Annotated in this window: 17 protein-coding genes; 8 read left to right on the top strand and 9 right to left on the bottom strand. The window is 72.8% G+C overall.

What is annotated here, in order from left to right; all coding sequences use genetic code 11:
- Window positions 1-3: 3 nt before the first annotated feature.
- The 3 genes from KUM03_RS29065 to KUM03_RS29055 all read right to left on the bottom strand — a co-directional run bounded on the left by KUM03_RS29065 (window position 4) and on the right by KUM03_RS29055 (window position 4,479).
- Complete coding sequence (locus KUM03_RS29065) at window positions 4-1,362, bottom strand: aminotransferase class V-fold PLP-dependent enzyme (RefSeq protein ID WP_217252964.1); 1,359 nt, start codon at window positions 1,360-1,362, stop codon at window positions 4-6.
- 148 nt (window positions 1,363-1,510) lie between these two features.
- A complete protein-coding gene (gene pepN, locus KUM03_RS29060; protein WP_217252962.1) occupies window positions 1,511-4,009 on the bottom strand; it encodes an aminopeptidase N in 2,499 nt (832 codons plus the stop codon).
- 131 nt (window positions 4,010-4,140) lie between these two features.
- A complete protein-coding gene (locus KUM03_RS29055) occupies window positions 4,141-4,479 on the bottom strand; it encodes a chorismate mutase (protein ID WP_217252960.1) in 339 nt (112 codons plus the stop codon).
- Window positions 4,480-4,712: 233 nt separating this feature from the next.
- Here KUM03_RS29055 and KUM03_RS29050 point away from each other — a divergent pair, with 233 nt between their 5' ends.
- Window positions 4,713-5,615, top strand: coding sequence for a hypothetical protein (locus KUM03_RS29050; protein WP_217252957.1), 903 nt, complete (start codon window positions 4,713-4,715; stop codon window positions 5,613-5,615).
- A gap of 49 nt (window positions 5,616-5,664) precedes the next feature.
- Here the strand turns inward: KUM03_RS29050 and KUM03_RS29045 are convergent, their stop codons facing one another.
- On the bottom strand, window positions 5,665-6,387 hold the full coding sequence (locus tag KUM03_RS29045; protein ID WP_217252955.1) for a VWA domain-containing protein: 723 nt from the start codon (window positions 6,385-6,387) through the stop codon (window positions 5,665-5,667).
- 152 nt (window positions 6,388-6,539) lie between these two features.
- Here KUM03_RS29045 and KUM03_RS29040 point away from each other — a divergent pair, with 152 nt between their 5' ends.
- On the top strand, window positions 6,540-7,475 hold the full coding sequence (locus KUM03_RS29040; protein WP_217252953.1) for a rhomboid family intramembrane serine protease: 936 nt from the start codon (window positions 6,540-6,542) through the stop codon (window positions 7,473-7,475).
- A 256-nt stretch (window positions 7,476-7,731) separates the two neighbouring features.
- On the opposite strand, the gene KUM03_RS29035 is transcribed toward KUM03_RS29040, so the two are convergent.
- The 3 genes from KUM03_RS29035 to KUM03_RS29025 form a co-directional block, all read right to left on the bottom strand.
- Window positions 7,732-9,195, bottom strand: coding sequence for a glutamate synthase subunit beta (locus tag KUM03_RS29035; protein WP_217252950.1), 1,464 nt, complete (start codon window positions 9,193-9,195; stop codon window positions 7,732-7,734).
- Window positions 9,188-13,789, bottom strand: coding sequence for a glutamate synthase large subunit (gltB, locus tag KUM03_RS29030; RefSeq protein WP_254399910.1), 4,602 nt, complete (start codon window positions 13,787-13,789; stop codon window positions 9,188-9,190). The genes KUM03_RS29035 and gltB overlap by 8 nt, the downstream gene beginning before the upstream one ends.
- A 380-nt stretch (window positions 13,790-14,169) precedes the next feature.
- Window positions 14,170-14,901: a VIT1/CCC1 transporter family protein gene (locus KUM03_RS29025; RefSeq protein WP_217252948.1), complete on the bottom strand. Its 732-nt coding sequence runs from the start codon at window positions 14,899-14,901 to the stop codon at window positions 14,170-14,172.
- 247 nt (window positions 14,902-15,148) lie between these two features.
- Between KUM03_RS29025 and KUM03_RS29020 the strand changes: the two genes are divergently transcribed.
- From KUM03_RS29020 to KUM03_RS28995, 6 genes are read left to right on the top strand one after another with little or no spacing between them, the layout of a single operon-like run.
- Window positions 15,149-16,975: an ADP-ribosylglycohydrolase family protein gene (locus KUM03_RS29020; RefSeq protein WP_217252946.1), complete on the top strand. Its 1,827-nt coding sequence runs from the start codon at window positions 15,149-15,151 to the stop codon at window positions 16,973-16,975.
- On the top strand, window positions 16,972-18,255 hold the full coding sequence (locus KUM03_RS29015; protein WP_374225400.1) for an ADP-ribosylglycohydrolase family protein: 1,284 nt from the start codon (window positions 16,972-16,974) through the stop codon (window positions 18,253-18,255). The genes KUM03_RS29020 and KUM03_RS29015 overlap by 4 nt, the downstream gene beginning before the upstream one ends.
- 8 nt (window positions 18,256-18,263) lie before the next feature.
- On the top strand, window positions 18,264-19,433 hold the full coding sequence (locus KUM03_RS29010) for an ADP-ribosylglycohydrolase family protein (protein WP_254399909.1): 1,170 nt from the start codon (window positions 18,264-18,266) through the stop codon (window positions 19,431-19,433).
- Window positions 19,421-20,794 (top strand): ADP-ribosylglycohydrolase family protein, encoded by a 1,374-nt coding sequence (locus KUM03_RS29005; RefSeq protein ID WP_217252942.1) that lies wholly within the window; start codon window positions 19,421-19,423, stop codon window positions 20,792-20,794. Before KUM03_RS29010 ends, KUM03_RS29005 begins: the two co-directional genes overlap by 13 nt.
- Entirely contained in the window at window positions 20,776-22,002 is a 1,227-nt protein-coding gene (locus KUM03_RS29000) for a CaiB/BaiF CoA-transferase family protein (protein ID WP_217252940.1), read from the top strand. Before KUM03_RS29005 ends, KUM03_RS29000 begins: the two co-directional genes overlap by 19 nt.
- The gene (locus KUM03_RS28995; RefSeq protein ID WP_217252937.1) at window positions 21,999-22,823 is read left to right on the top strand and encodes a CoA ester lyase; all 825 of its coding nucleotides are present in this window, start codon (window positions 21,999-22,001) and stop codon (window positions 22,821-22,823) included. The genes KUM03_RS29000 and KUM03_RS28995 overlap by 4 nt, the downstream gene beginning before the upstream one ends.
- A gap of 55 nt (window positions 22,824-22,878) precedes the next feature.
- On the opposite strand, the gene lgt is transcribed toward KUM03_RS28995, so the two are convergent.
- Window positions 22,879-23,901 (bottom strand): prolipoprotein diacylglyceryl transferase, encoded by a 1,023-nt coding sequence (gene lgt / locus KUM03_RS28990; protein WP_217252935.1) that lies wholly within the window; start codon window positions 23,899-23,901, stop codon window positions 22,879-22,881.
- A gap of 73 nt (window positions 23,902-23,974) precedes the next feature.
- Window positions 23,975-24,745, bottom strand: coding sequence for a thioredoxin domain-containing protein (locus KUM03_RS28985; RefSeq protein ID WP_217252933.1), 771 nt, complete (start codon window positions 24,743-24,745; stop codon window positions 23,975-23,977).
- Window positions 24,746-24,783 lie beyond the last annotated feature (38 nt).

Here is a 24,783-nt window from a genome sequence, read left to right as displayed (position 1 = left end):
GGGTCAGGGGGTCAGGGCTTCTTCGACGAGGGTGAGGAGGGTGGTGAGGTCGTCGGGCCGGGTGTGGGGGTTGAGGAGGGTGGCTTTGAGCCAGAGGCGGCCGTCGGTGCGGGCGCGGCCGAGGACGGCGGTGCCGGTGGTGAGCAGGGTGCGGCGTGCGGCGGCGACGGCGGTGTCGGTGGCGTGGGCGGGCCGGAACAGGACGGTGCTGATGGTGGGCGGGGCGTGCAGTTCGAAACGGGGGTGGGCGTCGACGAGGGCGGCGAACTTCTCGGCGTGGGCGCAGACGTCGTCGACGAGTGCGCCGAGTCCGCTGCGGCCGAGGGTTTTGAGGGTGACGGCGATTTTGAGGATGTCGGGGCGGCGGCTGGTGCGTGGTGAGCGGCCGAGGAGGTCGGGGAGGCCCGCGTCGGTGTCGTCGTCGGCGTTGAGGTAGTCGGCGTGGTGGTGGAGGGCGGTGAGGTCGTCGGGGTTCTTGATGGTGAGGAGGCCGGCGGCGATGGGTTGCCAGCCGAGTTTGTGGAGGTCGAGGGCGACGGTGTCGGCGGCTTCGAGTCCGGCGAGTTTCGCGCGGTGCCGGTCGCTGAACAGCAGTGCCCCGCCGTAGGCGGCGTCGATGTGGAGGCGGGCGTGGTGGGCGGTGCAGCGGGCGGCGATGTCGGGGAGTGGGTCGATGAGGCCGGCGTCGGTGGTGCCGGCGGTGGCGATGACGAGGTGGGGTCCGGGGATGCGGGTGAGGGCGTCGTCGAGGGCGGCGGGGTCGAGGGTGCCGCGTGGGGCGGGGACGGAGACGGGGTCGGGGAGGCCGAGGAGCCAGGCGGTGCGGGGTACGGAGTGGTGGGCGTTGGCGCCGTGGACGAGGCGTAGGCCGGCGCCGTGTCGTTCGCGGGCGAGGAGGGCGGCTAGTTGGTTGGATTCGGTGCCGCCGGTGGTGGCGAGGGCGTCGGTGGCGCCGGTTTCGTGGGCGAGGGCGCGGGTGACGAGGGCTTCGAGGGCGGTGGCGGCGGGGGCCTGGTCCCAGGAGTCGAGGGAGGGGTTGAGGGCGCTCGCGGCGAGGTCGGCGGCGGTGGCGACGGCGAGGGGTGGGCCGTGCAGGTGGGCGGCGCAGTGGGGGTGGGCGGGGTCGGCGGCGCCTTCGGCGAGTGCGGTGACGAGGGTGTGCAGCGCGTCGGGGTCGCCGTGGTCGGGGAGGATGTGACCGGCCGCGTCCGTGATCCGGGCGGTTACGGTGTCGGGGCCGCCGGCGGGCAGGGGGCCGCCGCGTGCGGCGGTGCCGGTGCGCAGGGCGTCGAGCACGGTGTCGAGCAGGGGCCGCAGGGTGTCGGGGCCGTGCGGGCCCGAGGCGAGGGGCGGCTGGCCCATGGGCTGTCCTCCGGGCGCGGGGACTGGGGGTTACAGCTTGGACGCGGTGGCGTCCATGCGCCCGGACAGCTCAACGATCACTACCCGAAAGGGGTATCCGCGGGGCCGGTTCCCGTGTCGCGGGGTGGGGAACCGGCCGTGTCGGTCGTCAGTGTGCGGCCGCTTCCCGTACGCGCAGTGCGCGGGCGAGGTCGTCGAGCTGGTCGGTGAGTTTCCGGCGCAGGGCGGGGATGGGGTCGGCGTCGTCGAGGCATTCCCGGCCGAGGCGGAGGGTGTCGGGGTCGATGGCGTGGGCGGGGAAGGCCCAGCGGCCGGCGGCGTCGGCGATGGCGGGGCCGCGGCGGGCGGCGACGGCGACTGCTTGGGTGTAGTAGCGGGGGACGTAGTCGTGTACGAGGTCGGCCTGTTCGGGTTGCCAGAAGCCTTGGGCGGTGGCGGTGAACAGGTAGTTGGAGAGGTCGTCGTCGGCGAACATGGCTTCCCAGGCGCGCTGTTTGGCTTCGGGGTCGGGGAGGGCGGCGCGGCAGCGGGCGGCGCCTTCCTGGCCGGTGGCGCTGGGGTCGGTGGCGAGTTCGGCGGTGATGGCGGTGTCGTCGGTGGCGCCGAGGACGGCGAGGCGGGTGAGGATGCGCCAGCGCAGTTCGGGGTCGAGTTCGGGGCCGCCGGGGACAGTGCCGTCGGCGAGCCAGGCGGCGATGGTGTCGGGGTGGGCGGCGGTGGCGATGCGGTGGCGTACGGCGATGAGGCGCAGGCCGGGGTGGTCGCCGTCCTCGGTGCGGCGGATGAGGTCGCGGCACAGGTCGGTGAGGGTGGTGAGGGCGGCGGGCCGCTGTTCGGGGGTGAGGTAGCGGTCGGTGACGTGGGCGCCGGCGAAGGTGAGGACGCCGTCGACGAGGGCGAGGTCGGTTTCGTGGGGGAGGTGGGTGCGGGCGATGGCGAGGTAGTCGGTGGGGGCGAGTTCGCCGTCGCGTACGGCGTCGCGCAGGGCGTTCCAGACGACGGCGCGGGTGAGGGGGTCGGGGAGGCCGGAGAGTCCGGTGCGCAGGGTGTGGAAGGAGTCGGTGTCGAAGCGGATCTTGGCGTAGGTGAGGTCGCCGTCGTTGAGGACGGTGAGGGCGGGGCGTTTACCGATGGGCAGGGGCTCGTTCTGCGGGATGTCGGCGTCGAGGCGGCGGCGCAGGGTGAGGCGGCCTTCGTCGGTGAGGTCGCGGTCGTAGAGGCCGACGGCGATGCGGTGGGGGCGGCTGCCGGTGTGGTCGACGGTGAGGGCGCGGTCGCCGTTGTCGCCGGTGATGCGGGGGGTGAGGGTGTCGACGCCGGTGGTGCGCAGCCAGGCGTCGGCCCAGGCGTGGACGTCGCGGTCGGTGGCGGCGGCGAGGGAGTCGATGAAGTCGGCGAGGGTGGCGTTGGCGAACTTGTGCCGTTCGATGTGGGTGTTGATGCCGGCGAGGAAGTCCTTCTCGCCGAGCCAGGTGACGAGCTGGCGCAGGGCTGAGGCGCCCTTGGCGTAGGAGATGCCGTCGAAGTTGAGGAGGGCGGAGGCGGTGTCGGGGACGTTCTCGGGGGCGACGGGGTGGGTGGAGGGGCGCTGGTCTGCGTCGTAGCCCCAGGGTTTGCGGGTGACGCCGAAGTCGGTCCAGGTGTGGGTGAAGCGGGTGGCTTCGGCGGTGGTCTGGTAGCCCATGTATTCGGCGAAGGACTCGTTGAGCCAGATGTCGTCCCACCACTTGAGGGTGACGAGGTCGCCGAACCACATGTGGGCCATTTCGTGGGCGATGACCATGGCGCGGGTCTGGCGCTGGGTGTCGGTGACGGCGGAGCGGAAGACGAATTCGTCGCGGAAGGTGACGAGGCCTGGGTTCTCCATGGCGCCGGCGTTGAATTCGGGGACGAACGCCTGGTCGTAGGAGTCGAAGGGGTAGGGCTCGGTGAACTTCTCGTGGTAGCGGTCGTAGCAGCCGCGGGTGATGTCGAGGAGTTCGTCGGCGTCGGTGTCGAGGTGGGGGGCGAGGGAGCGGCGGCAGTGGATGCCGAAGGGCAGGCCGCGGTGTTCGGTGCGCACCGAGTGCCAGGGGCCGGCGGCGACGGCGACGAGGTAGGTGGAGATGCGGGGGGTGGTGGCGGCCTTCCAGTGGCCGTCGCCGGTGTGTTCGGTGATGCCGTTGGCGAGGACGGTCCAGCCTTGGGGGGCGGTGACGGTGAGGTCGAAGGCTGCCTTGAGGTCGGGCTGGTCGAAGGCGGCGAAGACGCGCTGGACGTCGTCGAGGAAGAGCTGGGTGTAGACGTAGGTCTCGCCGTCGGCGGGGTCGGTGAAGCGGTGCATGCCCTCGCCGGTGCGGGAGTAGCGCATGGCGGCGTCGACGCGCAGTTCGTGCTCGCCGGGGGTGAGGTCCTTCAGGGCGAGCCGGTTCTCGTCGAGGGCGGCGGGGTCGAGGGGGTGTCCGTCCAGGGTGACGGTGCGCAGCTCGGCGGGCTTGACCTCGACGAAGGTGTCCGTGGTGGCGGTCTCGTCGCGCACGGTGAAGCGGATGACGGTGCGGGAGTCGAAGGTCTCGTCCCCACGGGTCAGATCGAGGTCGATCGTGTAGTGGTGGACGTCGAGGAGGCTGGCACGGGTCTGCGCTTCGTCGCGCGTGAGTACGGACATGGACGCCATGCTGCCTGATGGTGTGGGCAGGGCACAGGGGCGGTTCGGTACGCGGGGTATGTCCGGTCCGTTTCGGGGGTGCCGCGCTCCCCGGCGTGCGCCCCCGGGGGCGGGGGCGCCGGGCCGGGTGGTCAGGCGGAGGCGTTGCCGTTGTGTTCGGCGATGCGCTCGTGGTGGTGGATGACCTCGGCGATGATGAAGTTGAGGAACTTCTCGGCGAACGCCGGGTCCAGTTTGGCGCTCTCGGCGAGGGTGCGCAGGCGGGCGATCTGCTTGGCCTCGCGGGCCGGGTCGGCGGGCGGCAGCTGGTGGTGGGCTTTGAGGTGGCCGACCTGCTGGGTGCACTTGAAGCGCTCGGCGAGCATGTGGACGACGGCCGCGTCGATGTTGTCGATGCTGTCCCGCAGCCGGGCCAGCTCCTCGCGGACGGCGGGGTCGACGGCACCGGTACCGGTGTTGCTGGTGGTCATGGGGGCTCACCCTACGGGCGGACGCCGGGCCGTCGCAGACCGTCTCAGGCGCCGAGAACCTTTCCGGTGGTGTTCTGTGCGAGGCGCTTGTGGAAGTGGACGTCCTGGTGTCCGCGGGGGGACGCCCTCGATGCGGCCGCGCCGGGCGGCGTCCTCTTCGCCGCCGCCCACGTGCGGGGTGGTGTCCTCCTCGTACAGTGGTGAGGAGGGTTGAGGCGTCTTGGGGGTCGGGCGTGGCGAACGGCGGACCGGTCGAGCACGGTTTCCCGCATCTGGAGACGGTGCGGGCTGCCGTCACCGCGCTGTACCGGCGGCTGTCGTACGACACGGTCCGGACGTTCTCGGCGAGCGTGCCGCCGGCGGACGTGGCGTTCTGCGACACCGACGACCTGTATCTGGGTACGCAGCGGGTGGCTCACGAGCTGGTGCGGCACTACCGGCTTCCGGACGCCCGGGTGATCGTCTCCTTCCGGGAGATGACGCATGCGGCGCATGTCGAGCTGACGGCGGGTCCGGAGTACTTCATCGAGCTGAACGACCGTTTCCGCACCCATCGGCGGGACATCGGGGCGGCGCTGGCGCACGAGGTGATGCACGTGTACCTGCACCGTCTCGACCTGTCCTTTGCCGGGACGCGGGACAACGAGATCCTCACGGACACGGCGACGACGTACCTGGGTGCCGGGTGGCTGCTGTTGGACGCGTACCGGGAGGACGGGGCGTCGTCGCAGAAGCTGGGGTATCTGACGCCGGAGGAGTTCGGGTACGTGCTGGCCAAGCGGGCGCTGCTGTTCGGCGAGGATCCGTCGGTGTGGTTCACCAGTGCGCAGGCGTACACGGCGTACGGCAAGGGCATGGCGCGGGCACGCCGGGACGAGCGGCAGCCGCCGCTGACGGCGGCCGGGTGGGCGGGCCGCCGCCGGTACGCGCGTGACCGGCGGCACGCGCAGGACCCGCACGGGGCCGAGGTGCCGGCGGAGGACGACGGCCCTTACGCGTTCACCGCGCAGGAGGGCGGCGCGCTGCGGGTGTCGTTCCCGTGTCCGACCTGCCACCAGCGGATCAGGGTGCCGGTGCGGGGGCGGGTGCGGGCGCGGTGCGGTTTGTGCCGGACGGTACTGGAGTGCGATACGTGATCTGGTGTTCGGTGGGGTGCCATCCGTGCGAGGTGCTACGGCGGCGCCGCTAGGACCGCACGATGCCCTGCGCCCGTGCGGCCACCAGCCACTTGGGGAACTCGCCCACCAGGTGGTCGTACAGCTCGGCGTCGGTGAGCTTCTGGGGGTCGCGGCCGGCGTGGAAGAATCCGGCGTTGTCGACGACCCGCTTGGCCGGCACCGCCAGTTCGTCGAGTTTGCGCAGGTACTCGAACTGGCGGCTGCCCGGGTCGCCGAAGCCGACGAACTGCCAGAACAGCGGGAGCGGTGCCGCCTTGCACAGGTACCGTTCGGCGGCGAGCCGGTTGATGGGGCCGCCGTCGGTCTGGAAGACGACCAGGGCGGGGTGGCAGGCGCCGCTGTCGAGGTAGTGGTCGATGACGGCGTCCATGGCCAGGTGGTAGCTGGTCTTGCCCATGTGTCCGAGGCCGGCCACGATCCGCTCGATCCGTCCGTGGTGGTCGGCGAGGGCGATCTCGGTGACGGCGTCGACGTCGGTGGAGAAGAACACCACGGGTACGGTGCCGTCGTCGTCGAGGTGCGCGGACAGTCCGAGCACGCGGTCGGCGAGGGCCTGGACGCTGCCGTCCTTGTAGTAGGGCTTCATGGAGCCGGAGTAGTCGACGACGAGGTAGACGGCGGCCCGGGTGCCGTCGAGACCGTGCTTGGTCAGGGACGCTCCGGCGCTCTTGTACAGGTCGACCAGCGCGGGCGCCGTCTCCCGCACCTTGGTGAGACTGATCGCGGCCATGCTGATTCCCCCGTTGTTCCTGGCTCTTGGCGTCCGGCTGCCGAGGTTACGGCACGGCGCACCCCGCCTCTCAGCTTGTCCACAGGCATTCGCTATTTTGTTCGCCGCCGTCCCCACCGGCTCATCGTCCGTCCCGCCCCGAGGAGCCGACCGTGGATTCCGAGTCCACCGTCACGACCTGCTATCGCCACCCGGCGGTTCAGTGTCATGTCCGCTGTACCCGTTGTGAGCGGTTCATCTGCCCGGACTGCATGCGGGAGGCGCCCGTCGGTCACCAGTGTCCCGAGTGCGTGAAGGAGGGGGCGCGGTCGGTCCGGCGGGCCCGGACCATCGCGGGCGGCCGGGTCTCGGCGACGCCCGTGGTGACGTACGTGCTGTTCGCGCTGAACGTGCTCGTGTATCTGGCGGAGGTGGTGCGGCCGGAGATCGTGGACCGGTTCTCGATGGTCGGTACGCGGCTCGTCGGGCCGGAGGGCGGTTACCTGCCCGCCGACGGGGCGTACTTCGTCTTCGGGACGCTCCGGACGGAAGGTGTGGCCGGTGGCGAGTGGGAGAGGATGCTCACCAGTTCCTTCCTCCACGTGTCGCCGTTCGAGGGCGCGTTCGGGATTGTGCACATCACCCTGAACATGGTGGCGCTGTGGCAGCTGGGGCGGGTGGTGGAGCTGATGCTCGGCCGGCTCCGCTTCGTGGTCCTGTACCTGCTGGCGGCGCTGGGCGGTTCCGTCCTTCAGCTGGTCCTGGCCGATCCCGGGCAGTCCTCGGTCGGGGCGTCGGGCGCGGTTTTCGGCGTGGGGGCCGCGTACTACGTTCTGCACCGCCGGCTGGGCGCGGACATGACGGCGGTCAACCGTTTCATGGTGCTCCTGCTGCTGTGGCTGGTGGTCTCCGCCGGGTTCACCTCCTGGCAGGGCCACGTGGGCGGTCTGCTGGCGGGCGGCGCGGTGGCGACGGCGTTCGCCTACGGGCCCCGGGGCGGGCGCCGGGTGGCGGTGCAGGCCGGGGCGTGTGCCGCGCTGCTGGCGCTGCTGGCGGTGGCGGCGGTGAGCAGGGTGGCGGAACTGACGGGCTCCGGCATTTCCCTATGAGGCCGACGGACTCGGCCGACGCCCCGGTGTCGCCTCCGGTGTCCTCTGCCCACCTGCCGCCGGGGCTCGCCGACCCGGTGAGGAGGGACCTGGACGTGCCGCTGGTCTGGGAGATGTACGGGGACACGTACCGGCTGCCGTGGCCGTCGGCGGGCGCATGCGACGGCGCCTGCCCCTTTGTCCGGTCGGGGACAGGGCAGGCGCCATCAGTGTTCCGTACGCCTTTGTACGGGACGTTCTTCGGTTGTTCCGTCCGTCAGACCGCGAGGGCGCGGTCGGTCGGGCGGATCGGGGCCGGCAGTTCGCTGGCCCCGGTCAGGAAGCTGTCGGCGCCGCGGGCGGCGGAGCGGCCCTCGGCGATCGCCCAGACGATGAGCGACTGGCCGCGGCCGGCGTCACCGGCGACGAACACACCCGGCACGTTGGTCTGGAAGTCGGCGTCCCGGGCGATGTTACCCCGTTCGTCGAGCTCCAGGCCGAACTGGTCGACCAGGCCGTTGTCCCGGTCGGTGCCGGTGAAGCCCATGGCGAGGGTGACGAGCTGGGCCGGGATCTTGCGCTCGGTGCCCGGCTTCGGGGTGAGCTTGCCCTCGACGAACTCGACCTCGCTCATGTGCAGCCACTGGACGTTGCCGTCCTCGTCGCCCTCGAAGTGGGTCGTGGAGACGGCGTAGACCCGCTCGCCGCCCTCCTCGTGGGCGCTGGTGACCTTGTAGAGCATCGGGAAGGTCGGCCAGGGCTGGCGCACCGCGTCCCGCTCCTCGCCCGGCCGGGGCATGATCTCCAGCTGGGTGACGGAGGCCGCGCCCTGGCGGTGGGCGGTGCCCACGCAGTCGGCGCCGGTGTCGCCGCCGCCGATGACGACGACGTGCTTGCCCTCGGCCGTGATCGGGGGCGCCACGTAGTCGCCCTCCTGGACCTTGTTGGCCAGGGGCAGGTACTCCATCGCCTGGTAGATGCCCTTGAGCTCGCGGCCGGGGACCGGCAGGTCGCGGGCGGTGGTGGCGCCGGCGGCGATGACCACGGCGTCGTAGCGCTTCTTCAGGTCGGTCGCCTTGAGGTCGCGGCCGATCTCGACGCCGGTGCGGAAGCGGGTGCCCTCGGCGCGCATCTGCTCGATGCGGCGGTTGATGTGCCGCTTCTCCATCTTGAACTCGGGGATGCCGTACCGGAGGAGGCCGCCGACGCGGTCCGCGCGCTCGTAGACGGCGACGGTGTGGCCGGCCCGGGTGAGCTGCTGGGCGGCGGCCAGGCCCGCCGGGCCCGAGCCGATGACGGCGACGGTCTTGCCGGACAGGCGCTCGGGGATCTGCGGGGCGACGTCCCCGGTCTCCCACGCCTTGTCGATGATGGAGACCTCGACGTTCTTGATGGTGACCGGCGGCTGGTTGATGCCGAGCACGCACGCCGACTCGCACGGCGCCGGGCACAGGCGGCCGGTGAACTCCGGGAAGTTGTTGGTGGCGTGCAGGCGCTCCTGCGCGGCCTGCCAGTCCTCGCGGTAGGCGTAGTCGTTCCACTCGGGGATCAGGTTCCCGAGCGGGCAGCCGTTGTGGCAGAACGGGATGCCGCAGTCCATGCAGCGGCTGGCCTGCTTACTGATGATCGGCAGCAGGGAGCCGGGGACGTAGACCTCGTTCCAGTCCTTGACGCGCTCGCCGACGGGGCGGGTCCGGGCGACCTCGCGCCCGTGGTTCAGAAAGCCCTTGGGATCAGCCATTGGTCGCCGCCTCCATCATCTTCTCGGTGATCTCGGTCTCGGAGAGACCGGCTCGCTCGGCGGCGTCCTTGGCGGCGAGCACTGCCTTGTACGTGCTGGGGATGATCTTGCTGAAGCGCTCCACGGCGGCGGGCCACTCGGCGAGCAGCTTCTCGGCGACGGTGGAGCCCGTCTCCTCCTGGTGCCGGCGCACGACGTCGTGCAGCCAGTCGCGGTCGGCGTCGTCCAGCGCCTCTACGGCGCCCACGTTGCCGGCGTTGACGTTGTCGCGGTCCAGGTCGATGACGTAGGCGATGCCGCCGGACATGCCGGCCGCGAAGTTGCGCCCGGTCTCGCCGAGGACGACCGCGTGGCCGCCGGTCATGTACTCGCAGCCGTGGTCGCCGACGCCCTCGGAGACGACCGTCGCGCCGGAGTTGCGGACGCAGAAGCGCTCGCCGACCTTGCCGCGCAGGAACATCTCGCCGCCGGTGGCGCCGTAGCCGATGGTGTTGCCGGCGATGGTGGAGTACTCGGCGAGGTGGTCGGCGCCCCGGTCCGGGCGGACGACGATCCGGCCGCCGGAGAGGCCCTTGCCGACGTAGTCGTTGGCGTCGCCCTCCAGGCGCAGCGTGATGCCGCGCGGGACGAAGGCGCCGAAGGACTGGCCGGCGGAACCGGTGAAGGTGATGTCGACGGTGTCGTCGGGCAGGCCCGCGCCGCCGAACTTCTTGGTCACCTCGTGGCCGAGCATGGTGCCGACCGTGCGGTTGATGTTGCGGATGGCGACCTGGGCGCGCACGGGTGCGGCGTCGGTGGCGTCCGTGGCACCGAGCGCGTCCGAGGCGAGCTTGATCAGCTGGTTGTCGAGGGCCTTCTCCAGGCCGTGGTCCTGGACGATCGCCTGGTGGCGCACGGCGCCCTCGGGCAGCTCGGGCACGTGGAACAGCGGCTCCAGATCCAGGCCCTGCGCCTTCCAGTGGTCGACGGCGCGGGTGACGTCGAGGGTCTCGGCGTGGCCGACGGCCTCCTCGATGGAGCGGTAGCCCAGCTCGGCGAGGATCTCGCGGACCTCCTCGGCGATGAACTGGAAGAAGTTCACCACGTACTCGGCCTTGCCGGAGAACCGGTCGCGCAGCACCGGGTTCTGGGTGGCGATGCCGACCGGGCAGGTGTCGAGGTGGCAGACGCGCATCATGACGCAGCCGGAGACGACGAGCGGCGCGGTCGCGAAACCGAACTCCTCGGCGCCGAGCAGCGCGGCGATGACGACGTCGCGGCCGGTCTTGAGCTGGCCGTCGGTCTGGACGACGATCCGGTCGCGCAGACCGTTGAGCAGCAGGGTCTGCTGGGTCTCGGCGAGGCCCAGCTCCCAGGGGCCGCCCGCGTGCTTGAGCGAGGTGAGCGGGGAGGCGCCGGTGCCGCCGTCGTGGCCGGAGATCAGGACGACGTCCGCGTGCGCCTTGGAGACGCCCGCCGCGACCGTGCCGACGCCGACCTCGGAGACCAGCTTGACGTGAATCCGCGCCTGCGGGTTCGCGTTCTTCAGGTCGTGGATCAGCTGGGCCAGGTCCTCGATGGAGTAGATGTCGTGGTGCGGCGGCGGGGAGATCAGGCCGACGCCGGGCGTGGAGTGACGCGTCTTGGCGACCCACGGGTAGACCTTGTGGCCGGGCAGCTGGCCGCCCTCGCCGGGCTTGGCGCCCTGGGCCATCTTGATCTGGATGTCGTCGGCGTTGACCAGGTACTCCGAGGTCACACCGAAGCGGCCGGAGGCGACCTGCTTGATGCTGGACCGGCGCGCCGGGTCGTACAGGCGCTCCGGGTCCTCGCCGCCCTCACCGGTGTTGGACTTGCCGCCCAGCTGGTTCATGGCGATGGCGAGCGTCTCGTGCGCCTCCTGGGAGATGGAGCCGTACGACATGGCGCCGGTGGAGAAGCGCTTGACGATCTCGGAGACGGGCTCGACCTCGTCGACGGAGATCGGCTGCCGGTCGCTCTTGAAGCCGAACAGGCCGCGCAGCGTCATCAGCCGCTCGGACTGCTCGTTCACCCGCTCGGTGTACTTCTTGAAGGTGTCGTACTTGCCGGAGCGCGTGGAGTGCTGGAGGCGGAAGACCGTCTCCGGGTCGAACAGGTGCGGCTCGCCCTCGCGGCGCCACTGGTACTCGCCGCCGATGTCCAGGGCGCGGTGGGCGGGCGCGATGCCGCTGGCCGGGTACGCCTTGGCGTGGCGGGCGGCGACCTCCTGGGCGACGACGTCGATGCCGACGCCGCCGATCTTGGTGGCGGTGCCGTTGAAGTACTTCTCGACGAAGCCCTCGTCCAGGCCGACGGCCTCGAAGACCTGGGCGCCGCGGTAGGAGGCGACGGTGGAGATGCCCATCTTGGACATGACCTTGAGGACGCCCTTGCCGAGCGCGTAGATCAGGTTCCGGATGGCCTGATCCGGCTCGCCGTCGTCGGTCTTCAGGAAGGTGCCCGCGCGGACCAGGTCCTCGACGGACTCCATGGCCAGGTACGGGTTGACCGCGGCGGCGCCGTAACCGATGAGCAGGGCGACGTGGTGGACCTCGCGGACGTCACCGGCCTCGACCAGCAGGCCCACCTCGGTGCGCTGCTTGGTGCGGATGAGGTGGTGGTGGACGGCGGCGGTGAGCAGCAGCGACGGGATCGGGGCGTGCTCGGCGTCCGAGTGGCGGTCGGAGAGGACGATGAGCCGGGCGCCGTTCTCGATGGCGGCGTCGGTCTCGGCGCAGATCTCCTCTATGCGGGCGGCGAGCGCGTCGCCGCCGCCGTGCACCCGGTAGAGGCCGGAGAGGGTCGCGGCCTTGAAGCCGGGCATGTCGCCGTCGGCGTTGATGTGGATGAGCTTGGCCAGCTCGTCGTTGTCGATGACCGGGAAGGGCAGCAGGACGCTGCGGCAGGAGGCGGCCGTCGGGTCGAGCAGGTTGCCCTGCGGGCCCAGCGAGGAGCGCAGGGAGGTGACCAGTTCCTCGCGGATGGCGTCCAGCGGCGGGTTGGTGACCTGCGCGAAGAGCTGGGTGAAGTAGTCGAAGAGCAGCCGGGGGCGGTCGGAGAGCGCGGCGATCGGCGAGTCGGTGCCCATGGAGCCGATCGGTTCGGCGCCGGCCTTGGCCATCGGCGCGAGGATGACGCGCAGCTCCTCCTCGGTGTACCCGAAGGTCTGCTGGCGGCGGGTGACCGAGGCGTGGGTGTGCACGATGTGCTCGCGCTCGGGCAGGTCGGACAGCTCGATCTCGCCGGCTTCCATCCACTCGGCGTAGGGCTGCTCGGCGGCGAGCTGGGCCTTGATCTCGTCGTCCTCGATGATGCGGTGCTCGGCGGTGTCCACGAGGAACATGCGGCCGGGCTGGAGGCGGCCCTTGCGGACGACCTTCGCGGGGTCGATGTCGAGGACGCCGACCTCGGAGCCGAGGACGACGAGGCCGTCGTCGGTGACCCAGTAGCGGCCGGGGCGCAGGCCGTTGCGGTCGAGGACGGCGCCGACCTGGGTGCCGTCGGTGAAGGTGACGCAGGCGGGGCCGTCCCAGGGCTCCATCATCGTGGAGTGGAACTGGTAGAAGGCGCGCCGGGCCGGGTCCATGGAGCCGTGGTTCTCCCACGCCTCCGGGATCATCATCAGCACGGAGTGCGGCAGCGAGCGCCCGCCGAGGTGGAGCAGCTCCAGCACCTCGTCGAAGGAGGCGGAGTCGGAGGCGTCCGGCGTGCAGACCGGGAAGAGCCGGTCCAGGTCGGCGGAGGAGCCGAAGACGTCCGAGACCAGCTGGGACTCGCGGGCGCGCATCCAGTTGCGGTTGCCCTTGACCGTGTTGATCTCGCCGTTGTGCGCGACGAACCGGTACGGGTGGGCCAGCGGCCAGCTCGGGAAGGTGTTGGTGGAGAACCGGGAGTGCACGAGCGCGATCGCGGAGGCGAAGCGGCGGTCGGACAGGTCCGGGAAGAAGGGCTCCAGCTGGCCGGTGGTCAGCATGCCCTTGTAGACGATGGTCCGCGCGGACAGCGACGGGAAGTAGACGCCGGCCTCGCGCTCGGCGCGCTTGCGCAGCGCGAAGGCGCGGCGGTCGAGGGCGATGCCCTCGGAGGCGCCGTCGGACACGAAGATCTGGCGGAAGACCGGCATGGTGGAGCGGGCGGTGGCGCCGAGCAGCTGCGGGGCGACCGGGACCTCGCGCCAGCCGAGGACGGTGAGGCCCTCCTCGCCGGCGATCGTCTCGATCCGCGAGACGGCGTCCTCGGTGCCGTCGACCGGCAGGAAGGCGATGCCGACGGCGTACGCCCCGGCCTCGGGCAGCTCGAATCCGGCCACCTCGCGGAAGAAGGCGTCGGGCACCTGGGAGAGGATGCCGGCGCCGTCCCCCGAGTCGGGCTCGGAGCCGGTGGCGCCGCGGTGCTCGAGGTTGCGCAGCACGGTGAGCGCCTGGTCGACCAGGTTGTGCGATGCCTCGCCGGTGAGGGTGGCGACGAATCCGACGCCGCAGGCGTCGTGCTCGTTGCGGGGGTCGTACATACCCTGCGCAGCAGGGCGAGCATCCATGAAGGACCAGTTCTGGCCATTCGCGGAGTGCTGGGACGGCTGGCGCGGCGTACGCATCGGCTCTCCCGTCGTCGTCATCTGGCATGTGCAAAGTGCCGAGGGACGACGTTGGCCCTCTGCGTGAGATCAAAATTTGGTGCAGGTTACATGATGGGGCGGTTCTCGGGAAGCGGGATAATCCGTTCCACCATGCGGACACCGGGGGTTACGGAGGGGGTTCCGTGCCCGGCGGTGGAGGCTTTGGGGACCGAGGCGGACAGATCGATGTCCGTCGGCCCGAGGACGCGGAGGGAGCTTCGTCGCCCATTCCGCGGGTGCGCGGTGGGCCTCGTTGCTCACAGCGCTTTCGGCTCATGCCCGGGGATCACGCGCTCGAAACCAGCGAGTAGCAACTTCTGCGACTACTTATGCGGTCCGCCGCATAAGTTCGAGCCGGGCTATCCTACGGCCGTTCCGAACAGGCTGCCCAGGGCGTACGTCACACCGGCCGCGGCGCCACCGAGGGCGAGCTGCCGCAGACCGCTGTACCACCAGCTGCGCGCCGTCACCTTGGCGACCACCGCGCCGCACAGGAACAGACCGGCCAGCGCGAGCAGTACGGCGGGCCACAGCGCACTGGCGCCGAGCAGGAACGGCAGCACGGGAAGCAGCGCGCCGAGCGCGAAGGATCCGAACGAGGACACGGCCGCGACCAGCGGGGACGGCAGGTCGGAGGGGTCGATGCCCAGCTCCTCGCGGGCATGTATCTCCAGCGCCTGCTCGGGGTCCCGGGAGAGCTGCCGGGCGACCTCGCGGGCGAGGCCGGCGTCCACGCCCCGCGCCTCGTAGAGCGCGGCGAGCTCGGCCTCCTCGTCCGCCGGGTGCTTGCGCAGCTCGCGGCGCTCGACGTCCAGCTCGGCCTCGACGAGCTCGCGCTGCGAGGCGACGGAGGTGTACTCGCCGGCGGCCATGGAGAAGGCGCCGGCGGCGAGACCCGCGAGCCCGCTGATCACCACGGTCTGCTGACTCGCCGTACCGCCGGCGACACCGGTCATCAGGGCGAGGTTGGAGACCAGGCCGTCCATGGCGCCGAAGACGGCGGGGCGCAGCCAGCCGCCGTTCACGTCGCGGTGGGTGTGGTTGTCGCGGTGCGCCTCGTGCAGCGGCGCCTCGGTCTCGATGATGGCCATGCGGGCCCCCCGGAAGGTCGGTTCGGACTAACCAGTTTGGACTGGGTCTACTTTTTAACAACACCCAATCTACGCCGTTCAGTTCCGCCTCGCCAGCAAGGAAAGGCTGGGCTTACCTGCGGTTTTACCCTTTCCCGCTCATCCGTGATCATGCCTGCACACATGTCGTCCGGGTGACGCTGGGGTCCGCGAGGCTGCGACGCGCGCCGCGCCGGGGACACATCCGCAAAGGGAGAGGAGAGGCCGCATGGCATCCACCGCCTGCATTCCCCCGGCCCCCGCGCCCGGGGACGCCGTCGGACTCCGTGAGCGGGCCCGGGGCGCACTGCTGGGCCTGGCCGTCGGGGACGCCCTCGGAGCGCCGGCCGAGAACATGAAGCCCTCCGAGATCCGGGCCCGCTGGGGCCGCATCACGGGCTTCGTGGCCCGCGAGCCGGCCGGCACCGACGACACCGAGTACGCGATCTTCTCCGGCCTGCTGCTGGCCCGGTACGGCGCCGCGCTCACCCCGGCCCATGTGGAGACGGCCTGGCACGAGTGGATCGCGGACCGGGAGGAGGGGCCGTTCCGAGGCGCGGGCTTCAGCGAGCGCGGCACCCTGGAGAACCTGCGCCGCGGGCTGGCCGCGCCCATCTCCGCGCAGCACCGCCACGCGTGGAGCGACGGGCTCGCCATGCGGGCCGCGCCGCACGGCGTGTTCGCGGCGGGCCGTCCCGCCGAGGCCGCCCGGCTGGCGGCGATCGACGGCTCGGTCAGCCACGACGGCGAGGGCATCTACGGCGGCCAGGCGGTGGCGGCGGGGGTCGCGGCGGCGATGGCGGGGGCGCCGACCGACGCGGTGGTGGCCTCCGCGCTTGCCGTCGTCCCGGAGGACTCCTGGACGGCCCGCTGCCTGCGCCGGGCGATGACGGCGGCCCACCTCGGCGAACGCGCCGTCCGCTCCGCGGTGGTCATCGGCGGCTACCCCTGGACCGACCTGGCCCCCGAGGCGGTCGCCCTCGCCTTCGGCGCGTACGCGGCGGCCGACGGCGACTTCACGGACGCGGTGCTGACGGCCGTCAACATGGGGCGCGACGCCGACACCACGGCGGCGGTGGCGGGCGCCCTGGCCGGCGCGACCCGGGGCGCCGCCGCGATCCCGGCCGAGTGGGCGTCGGCGATCGGCCCGGCCCGCGGCAGCTGCCTGCCGGCGATGGCGGGACACCATGTGCTGGAGGTGGCGGACCTGCTGACGCGGGCGGCGGCCGAGGCACGGGGGGCGCCTCCCGGGGAGGTCGCCGGGGCACTCGCGGGGGGCGACGACGGCGTACCGGGCGGGTCCCGGCAGGCCGTGCGCGCCGCGCTGCCGGGGGACAGTCCCGCACCGCACGACCCGCCGGGCATCGCCATCCGCGTACACCCCGTGCAGGCCGGGGCGCTCACGGCAGTCGACAACGAGTCCAACGACGTACCGGGCAAGTACGGATACACCGGGCGCGCCACGCCCCAGGGCGACAGTCCCGCGCAGCGCGACTCGCCGGGCATCGCCGCCTGCGTGCACCCCGTGCGGGCCGGAGCCCCGGGTGACGCGTCCGCGCGGACCGCCCCGCCGGGCGCGGACGCGGGCGCCGTACGGACCGAGACGCTCACGGCGGACGCGGGCGCCGTACAGGCCGAGACGCTCACAGCGGACGCGAACGCCACATGGACCGACACCCCCACACCCGACACCAACGCCACACCGACCAGCACCCCCACCAGCGACACAGACACCGCACAGGCCGACACCCTCCCCACCGACACAGGCACCGCGCAGGACACCCCCGCCACGGGCGTGGACGCCGCACCGCACGAACCACCCGCCGCCGGGCACGACGCCGTACCCACCGACGGAGACCTGCCGTCGGGCGACTCCCCAAGCACGGGCGGCAACGGCGTGCGGGATGCGGGAGCCCTCGCGTGCGGCCGGAACGCCACACCCGCCACCGGTCAGACCACCGCCGTACTCACCGGCACACCCGACCGGTCCCCGGCGCCGGGCACGGCCCTCGGTGCGCGCCCGGGTGAGCGGGTCGCGGCGGAGGCGGCGCCGTGAGCAGGGGGCGGCCCGGCGGGGAAGAACCGGTCACCATCGCGTACGTCGCCCCGGCCGACGCGACGGAGGCGTCCCCGCCCGCCGGGAGCGGGCACCGGCCGGTGTCCGAGGCGGCCCCGGCGACCCGCGCCACCGTGCGACCCGAGCGCGCCGCCGGCGACCGCATCGAGGGCCTCCTCATCGGCCTCGCCGCCGGAGACGCCGCCGGGTGGCCCGCCGCCCGGCACCGGGCCGCGCGGATGCCCGAGTGGACCCGCCGCCTCACCCGCGAGCTGGACACCTTCGCCGAGCAGAACGCCACCACCACTCTCCCCGTGCCCATCGCCCTGAACCAGCCCCCGGAGCCGCTGCGCCTCGGCCCCTCCGACGACGCGGAGTGGGCGGCGTTCGCGGCGGAGGCGGTGCTGCGGGCCGGGGACGACGGCGCGCTCGGGGACCTGAGCCGGGAACGGCGGATGCGGGCCGCGATCGACCTGACCTGGAGCGCCGCCGCCAGCGAGGTGGCCGCGGCGACGGAACGCGCCCCGGAGCCGGAGTCGGCGGTGCTGCCGCTGCGGGCCCGCATCTCGGTGAGGGCCGGGCTCGGCAACCTCGCCACCGGCCTGCGCCCGCCCGCCACCGGCCACGACAACCCGCACTACTTCGACGACGCCGCCTGCGTCCGCGCCTGCGTCCTCGCCGTCGCCCACCCCGGCGACCCGCGGCCCGCCGCCGACCTGGCCGAGTTCGACGCCCGCTACACCCAGGACGGCGACGGGGTGCACGGCGCCCGCGCCATGGCGGCGGCACTGGCCCGCGCCCTCGGCGGCGGCGACGTACACGCCTGCGTGACGGCCGCGCTCGCCGAGCTGCCCCCGCAGACGGAGATCGGCCGCAACGCCCGCCAGGCACTGGCCCTCGCGGCGGACGCGGAGAGCACCTTCGCGCTGGTCCCGCTGCTGGAGCACCAGATCGTCGACCACGTCTACAGCTACGGCATCGCCGCCGCCGAAACCGTCCCGGTCGCCCTCGCCCTGACCGTCGCCGCCGAAGGCCGCATCGCGGAGGCGGTACCGGCGGCGGCCTGCCTCTCCCGGGTCGCGGACTCCGCCCCGGCGCTGGCCGGCGCCCTCACCGGCGCGCTGGGCGGCGGCGCGGCGATCCCCGCCTCCTGGCGCGAGACCTGCCGCACCCTCCCCGGCTGCGTACTGCCCCGGCTCACCGGCACCGACCTGGTCGAGCTCGCCGGACTCCTGCACGCACGCACCGGTCCCGACCGGAAAGGACCGCACCGGACATGAGGGACAACATGAGGACTCCCGGCACCCCCACCGCGTCCTTGGACGAACGCGTCACCGGCGCCCTCGTCGGCGCCGCCGTCGGCGACGCGCTCGGCGGCCCCGTCGAGGGCTACTCCCCCGCCCAGATCCTCGAACGCCACGGCGGCCGCGTGCACGGCGTCGTCGGCCCCTGGAACGGCGACGACTGGCGCACCGCCCGCCCCATCGCCCCGTACCACAAGGGCGACGGACACGTCACCGACGACACCTTGATGACCCACGCGCTGGTCCGGGTCTACGGCACGGTCCGCGACCACCTCGACGCCCACGCCGTCGCCGAGCACCTGGTCCCGGACCTGATGACGAACCCGCGCTGGATTCCGGAGCTGGAGGCCGAGGCGCTTCCCCTCCAGCGGATCTTCCTGGCGGAGAAGTGGCTGGTGGCCCGTCTCCACTACGGCCACGTCGACCCGCGCGAGGCGGGCACCGGCAACATCGTCAACTGCGGTGCCGCGATGTACATGGCCCCGGTCGGCCTGGTCAACGCCGCGAACCCGGCCGCCGCCTACGCCGAGGCGCTGGACGTCGCGGGCGCGCACCAGTCGTCGTACGGCCGTGAGGCGGCCGGTGTCCTCGCGGCGGCGGTGGCCGCGGCCTGCGCGCCCGGCGCGACGCCGGACTCGGTGGTGGCCGCCTGCCTGTCGCTGGCGAAGGACGGCACGCGGGCGGCGATCGAGGCGGTCTGCGAAGTGGCCGCGCGGTACTCGGACTACGAGTCGGCGCTGGTGCCGTTGCGGGAGGCGGTCGCCCCGTACGACACGGTCGGCCCCGACTACCGTGCGCCCTCGCTCGGCGCCCGCCGCCCCTCCCGGCTGCACGCGATCGAGGAACTGCCCGTCGCCCTCGGCATGCTGCTCGTCTCCGGCGGCGACTGGCGGCACGCGGTCCTCGGCTCGGTGAACTACGGCCGCGACTGCGACTCCATCGCCACGATGGCGGGCGCGCTGGCCGGGGCGCTGGGCTCACCGGTGCCGGAGGATTGGGCGAAGACGGTGGCGGAGGCGAGCCGTCTGGATCTGTGGGAACCTGCGGCGACGCTCGCCGGGGTCGTCCGTGAGGTCTTCGAGCGAGACCTGCGGCGGCGCCGCGCCCACGAGGAGGCGTTCGCCGCGATCGGAGGCGCGGGATGCTCCGGCTGACCTGGGTCCAGCCCGAGGACCTGATCGGACACGAGCTGCGCCAGGCTCGGCTGGACGGCCGCAACCCCTCGGCGGTCGCGGCCCGCTGGCGGGCGGCGGGCGGCAGCGAGGCCCCCACCCGGGCGGGCGCCTCCACCCGCCCGGCCTCCCGCTACCTCCGTCTCCTGGCGGAGGACCTCCTGGATGAACTCGCCGACCTGCCCAGCCCCTTGGCGGAGACCGAGCCGACGGACCTCGGCCAGATCAGGGCACTGTGCCCCGACTGGCCGTCCCCCGGCCCCGTGCCCGTGTCCCCGGCCCGCCTGGAAGCCGCCTGGCTCGGCCGGGCCGTCGGCTGCCTCCTGGGCAAACCCGTCGAGAAGCTCCCCCTGACCGGCATCCGCCTCCTCGGCCGGGCCGCCGGCAACTGGCCCCCGACCGGCTACTTCACCGCCCGGGGCGTCCCGGCCGGCCTCCTCGCCGCCCACCCCTGGAACCGCCGCTCGGCGCCCACGTCGCTGGCCGAGAACATCGACGGGATGCCCGAGGACGACGACCTCAACTACCCCCTCCTCAACCTGCGGCTCCTGCGACGCCACGGCCGGGCCTTCACCACCGCCGACGTGGCCCGCGTCTGGCTCGACGAACTGCCCGCCGGCCGCACCTTCACCGCCGAACGCGTCGCGCACCGCAATCTCCTGACCGGCCTCGAACCCCCGCACACCGCCCGCCACCGCAACCCGTTCCGCGAGTGGATCGGCGCCCTGATCCGCGCCGACGTGCACGGCTGGACCAACGCCGGCGACCCGGCCGCCGCCGCCGAGCAGGCCCACCGGGACGCCACCCTCACCCACACGGCCAACGGCGTCTACGCGGCGATGTTCGCGGCGGCCGTCCTCGCCACCGCCGCGACCGGCGCGCACGACGTCCACGCCTGCCTGCGCGCCGGCCTCGCGGTCGTACCGCCCGGCTCCCGCCTCGCCGAAGCCGTCCGCCACGCCGTCCACCTCGCCGGCACCCGCTCCGACTTCGACACGGTCGTGGACGTCCTGCACGCCCGCCACTCCCCCGCCCACCACTGGGTGCACGCCATCCCCAACACCGCGCTGATCGCCGCCGCCCTCACCCACGCGGACGGCGACTTCACCGGCTCGGTCTCCCGCGCGGTGTCGGGCGGCTGGGACACCGACTCCAACGGCGCCACCGCCGGCAGCGTCGCCGGGCTCCTCGCCGGTTCGCCCGCCGCGCTGCCCGAGCACTGGACGGCCCCGCTGAAGAACCGCCTGGCCACCTCGGTCGGCGACTTCGACGGCATCGGCTTCGACACCCTCGCCCACCTCACCCACCGGGAGGCCACCCGCCCATGCCCGAGCCCCTCGTGACCGCCGCCCCCGCCTCCCCCGCCACCACACCGCTGAGCGGCCTGCGCGTCCTCGACCTCGCCACGCTCTTCGCGGGCCCGCTGGCCGCCACCATGCTCGGTGACTTCGGCGCCGAGGTGATCAAGGTGGAGCATCCCGGCCGCCCCGACCCGTCCCGGGGCCACGGCCCGTCCAAGGACGGCGTCGGCCTGTGGTGGAAGGTACTGGGCCGCAACAAGCGCACCATCACCCTCGACCTGTCCAAGCCCGCCGGCCGCACCACCCTGCTCCGCCTCGCCGCGACCGCGGACGTCGTCATCGAGAACTTCCGCCCCGGCACCCTGGAGAAGTGGGACCTGGGCTGGGACGAGCTGTCCGCCGTCAATCCGCGCCTGGTCCTCACCCGCGTCACCGGCTTCGGCCAGTTCGGCCCGTACGCGCGCCGACCGGGCTTCGGCACCCTCGCCGAGGCGATGAGCGGTTTCGCCGCGATGACCGGCGAGCCCGACGCGCCCCCGACGCTGCCCCCGTTCGGCCTCGCCGACTCCATCGCCGCCCTGGCGACCGCGTACGCCGTGATGACGGCGCTGGCCGCCCGGGACCGGACCGGCGAGGGCCAGGTGGTCGACATGGCGATCATCGAGCCGATCCTGACCGTGCTCGGCCCGCAGCCCACCTGGTACGACCAGCTCGGCCACGTCCAGCCCCGCACCGGCAACCGCTCCCAGAACAACGCCCCGCGCAACACCTACCGGACCGCCGACGGCACCTGGGTCGCCGTCTCCACCTCGGCCCAGTCGGTCGCCGAGCGCGTAATGCGGCTGGTGGGGCGGCCCGAGCTGATCGACGAGCCCTGGTTCGGGTCGGGCACCGACCGGGCCCGGCACGCCGACGTGCTCGACGCGGCGGTCGGTGACTGGATCGCCCGGCACAGCCGCGCCGACGTGCTCGCCGCCTTCGAGAAGGCCGAGGCGGCCGTCGCCCCGGTGCAGGACGTGCGGGACGTGATGGCCGACCCGCAGTACCAGGCCCTGGACACCGTCACCACGGTCGACGATCCGGAGCTGGGTCCGCTGCGCATGCAGAACGTCCTCTTCCGGCTCTCCGCCACCCCGGGCGCGATCCGCTGGGCGGGCCGCCCGCACGGTGCGGACACCGAGGAGGTGCTGACCGGGCTGGGCCTCGCCCCGGCGGACGTGAAAGAGCTGCGCGAGGAGGGCGTCGTATGAGCGCACCCCCGCTGACCTGGCTGTACGCCCCCGGGGACCGGCCTCCGGTGGTCGCCAAGGCGCTGGCCGCGGGTGCCGACGTGGTGGTGATCGACCTGGAGGACGCGGTCGCCCCCGACCGCAAGGACTACGCCCGCAAGGCCACCGCCGAACTGCTCGCCGAGCCGCAGCCGGTGCCGGTCCACGTCCGCGTCAACGCCCTGGACGGTCCCCTGGCCGCGGCCGACCTGGCGGCGCTGGCCGCGCTGCCGGGACTGTCCGGGCTGCGGCTGCCCAAGGTGACCTCCCCGGAGCAGGTCACCGGCGTCGCGGCGGCCACCGGCGGGCCGCCCCTGTACGCGCTGCTGGAAACGGCCCTGGGCGTGGAGCGGGCGTACCGGATCGCCGCCGCCCACCCGTCGCTGCGCGGCATCGCGCTCGGGGAGGCCGATCTCCGCGCCGACCTGGGGGTACGCGGGGACGCGGGGCTGGACTGGTCGCGTGCGCGGGTGGTCGTGGCCGCGCGGGCGGCGGGGCTGGCGCCGCCGTCGCAGACGGTGCATCCGGACACCCGGGACCTGGAGGGCCTGGCGGCGTCCTGCGCGCACGGCCGGGCCCTGGGCTTCCTCGGCCGCGCGGCGATCCACCCCCGCCAGCTGCCGATCATCGAACGGGCGTACCTGCCGACCGAGCGGGAGCTGGAGGAGGCGGAGACGATCGTGAAGGCGGCCACCGCGCAGCCGGGGGCGCTGGCGCTGCCGGACGGGCGGTTCGTGGACGCGGCGGTGGTGGCGACGGCCCAGCGCACGCTGTCACTGGCGCGGCGGCCCGCACTGTCGTGACACACGTCGAAGGGCCCGGAAGATTCCGGGCCCTTCGACGGCGTACGCGCCGCGGTCAGCCCTTCTTGGCGGAGTCGGCCCCGTCCTTCACGTCCTTGGCGGCGGCCTCGGTGTCCCCGGCGTCTTCGGTGTCCCCGGCGTCCTTGGTGTCTCCGGAGTCCTTGGCGTCCTTGGCGCCCGCCGATTCGCCGCCCTCGGGGTGCTGGGAGTCCTCCGAGTCGGTGTCCGCGTCCGCCTCCGCGGCGTCGCCGCCGGTCGGTTCCGCGCCGGGCTCGACCACGGCCTCCCGGCCCGGCCGCATCCGCGCCGAGAGCACGATGTACACCACGGCGAGCAGGAAGACGAACAGCGCGGTCCAGTTGTTCAGCCGGAGGCCCAGGATGTGGTGGGCGTCGTCGACGCGCATGTACTCGATCCAGAAGCGGCCCGCGCAGTAGGCCGCGACGTACAGGGCGAACGCCCGTCCGTGACCGAGCTTGAAGCGGCGGTCGGCCCAGATGACGAGCACGGCGACGCCGATGCACCACAGGGACTCGTACAGGAACGTCGGGTGGTACGTGCCGGGCACCCGCCCGTCGGCCGAGGAGGTGATCTCCACGGCCCAGGGCAGGTCGGTGGCCTTGCCGTAGAGCTCCTGGTTGAACCAGTTGCCCCAGCGGCCGAGGGCCTGCGCGAGGGCGATGCCGGGGGCGACGGCGTCGGCGTAGGCGGGCATCGGGATGCCCCGGCGCCGGGCGCCGATCCAGGCGCCCAGCGCACCGAAGGCGATCGCGCCCCAGATGCCGAGTCCGCCCTCCCAGATCTTGAAGGCGTCGACCCAGTCACGGCCCTCGCTGAAGTACAGCTGGTAGTCCGTGATCACGTGGTAGAGCCGGCCGCCGATCAGACCGAAGGGAACGGCCCAGACAGCGATGTCGGCCACCGTGCCGGCCCGGCCGCCGCGGGCGATCCAGCGCTTGTTGCCGAGCCAGACGGCGACGAAGACACCGATGATGATGCAGAACGCGTAGCCGCGCAGCGGAACGGGGCCGAGGTACAGCACCCCGCTCGACGGGCTGGGAATGAAGGCAAGTTCCATGGCAGGGTCGACGCTACCGTGTCGGGCGGTACCCGCGGCGGGCAGCCCGGCTACGGGTCCGTAACACCGTCCCTCACTTGTTGGCTTCCTCCACCAGTTGCTTGAGCTTGGCGGGGGTCATGGAGCGGTCCTGGTAGATGTTCTTGCCGTCCAGGAGGACGGTGGGCGTGCCGCTGAAGCCGCCGGTGCGGAAGGCCTCGTTGGACTTCTCCACCCAGCTGTTGTGCGTGCCGTTCTTCACGCACTCCTTGAAGAGGGTGGTGTCGAGGCCGTCGACCTTGCCCGCCAGGTCGATCAGCTTGTCCTCGTCGGCGTAGGCGTCGTCGGTCTCGGCGGGCTGGTTGGTGAACAGCACGTCGTGGTAGGCCGGGAACTTCCCGGCGTCCTGGGCGCAGGCCGCGGCGTTGGCGGCCTTGCGGGAGCCGGTGCCGCCCATGTTGCCGTCGATGATGGTCGCCAGGTGGTACTCGACCTTGAGCTGTCCGGCGTCGGTGAGCTCGTGGATCGTGTCGCGGTACGCCAGCTCGAAGGCCTTGCAGGCCGGGCAGCGGAAGTCCTCCCAGATGACGAGCGTCGACTTGGCGCTGTCCTTGCCGACCGGGATGGCGAGACTGTCCTTGCCCTGCGCGCCCGAGGGCGCCACGACCGGGCCGGACGCCTCGCTGTCGTCCTTGCCCGTGTTGGCGGCGATCACGCCGACCACGGCCGCCAGCCCCAGGACGCCCACGACGCTCGCGCCGACGATCAGCGCGCGGCGGCGCTTGTCCCTGGACTTCTGCTTCTCGCGCTCGGCCGCAAGCTTCTGGCGGGCGGTGCGCTTTCCCTCTCGGTTCTTCTCGCTCACACCCCGCAGAACGAACCGGGGAGGCGCACCGCGCCTCC

Origin of the sequence: Streptomyces sp. AC602_WCS936, from assembly GCF_019049125.1 — a bacterium.
Classification (GTDB): domain Bacteria; phylum Actinomycetota; class Actinomycetes; order Streptomycetales; family Streptomycetaceae; genus Streptomyces.
Note: the sequence above shows the minus strand (reverse complement) of the source record. Positions and strands in the feature narration are given on the sequence as shown.